Raw genomic sequence first — 1,301 nt, forward strand, 5'->3', positions numbered from 1 at the left:
GGCCCAGCAGGACCGGCGGCGCAATGCGGTCGGGGGTGCCGGGCAGCTTATCCATCACCATCTCGCCCGCCGCGGCCAGCTTGAAGCCGCGCGCCACCAGCGGCTTTTGCAACGCCCGCAGCGGCGAGTTGAGCAGCAGCCACGAAGGGTTATTGCTGAGGTAGTGGCTCAGAAAAGCCGGGGCGCTCATGCTGCGCATGCCGGCCAGGGCCGCGAAGCCGATGGCGGGCCAGAATTTGGCCGGGCGGGGCTGGGGTTTCGCCTGCAGTTTAGATTTTGATTTACCTTTTTTCATGAGATGCGGAAATGAAATCAGCTTAACGCAACCGTAGCGCCAGGGTTGAGCAGCAGCCCAACCATTCGGTGACACGCCTGAACAAATAAAAAAGGCCCGCTCAATACCGAGCGGGCCTTTCTCATCCGAGAAATCAGCAATAGCTAATTGATTTCTTCCACGTGCGAGCGCAGCACCTCGCGGGCAATGGCCAGGTTGGTTTCGCGCGAGTTCACCACCAGGTAGATGAACTTATTGCCCGCCGAGTTCAGCTTGAGCAGGTGCGACTGGTTGCTGAGCGTGATGAGAATATCCTCAATCTTTTCCCCCGTCAGCTTCAGGGCCGTCATGGCTTTCTGCTTCTGCTTCACCACTTCGGTGTTGTAGGCGGCGGCCGTTTCGGGGTTCAGGCTCGGTGAGTTCGAGTGCGAGGCCAGGGCCATGCCCGAGTTAATGTCAACCACGGCCACGGCGACCAGGCTGGGCAAATCGGTGATGATGGCATCGACGGCTTTACCAGCCGGACTGTTTTTAGAATAGGCCATTGCGGCGGAGGGAGGGGAAATGGATAAAGAGGATTCTTTGAGCTTATTGGCAACGTGCTTCCGATAGGTTCTTGCTTTCACGGATGATTCAACACGGACAGGCAACTAAAAAACAATGGGTTAGAAGAACAGCCAATGCTTGCGCTTCTCGACGCGGGGCTGCAGGCTCACTCCGGCCGGGGCCACCTCGCTGGCGGCTACTTCGCGGTCGTGGTAGCCGGCGTAGCCGTACTGCAGGGTGGTGCTGGCGGCTTCGGCGGCCGGCACGCGCAGGGCGTAGTTGCCATTGGCATCGGTGCTGGCCCCAAAGTGCGTGCCCTTGCGGAACACCGTGGCACCCACCAGCGGCGCGCCTTTCTCGTTCAGGATGCGGCCCGTTACCGTCACCATGCGCGTCGCGCTGGCTTCGGCGGCGGCGGCGCTGGCGGTTTCCAGCTTCAGCAGCTCGCCAGCCGATACGGGCGGCACCACGGCATTGTGCG

The 1,301-nt window shown here is 60.9% G+C and carries 2 protein-coding genes and 1 pseudogene; all 3 read right to left on the reverse strand.

What is annotated here, in order from left to right; genetic code table 11:
* A pseudogene (locus ACYVDE_RS23120) lies at positions 1 to 295 on the reverse strand (hypothetical protein); the annotation flags it as partial.
* 143 nt (positions 296 to 438) lie between these two features.
* Positions 439 to 819 (reverse strand): hypothetical protein, encoded by a 381-nt coding sequence (locus tag ACYVDE_RS23125; RefSeq protein ID WP_460503885.1) that lies wholly within the window; start codon positions 817 to 819, stop codon positions 439 to 441.
* A gap of 120 nt (positions 820 to 939) precedes the next feature.
* On the reverse strand, positions 940 to 1,301 hold a 362-nt coding region (locus ACYVDE_RS23130; RefSeq protein ID WP_460503886.1), incomplete at its 5' end, for a carboxypeptidase-like regulatory domain-containing protein.

The organism is Hymenobacter agri, assembly GCF_054778495.1.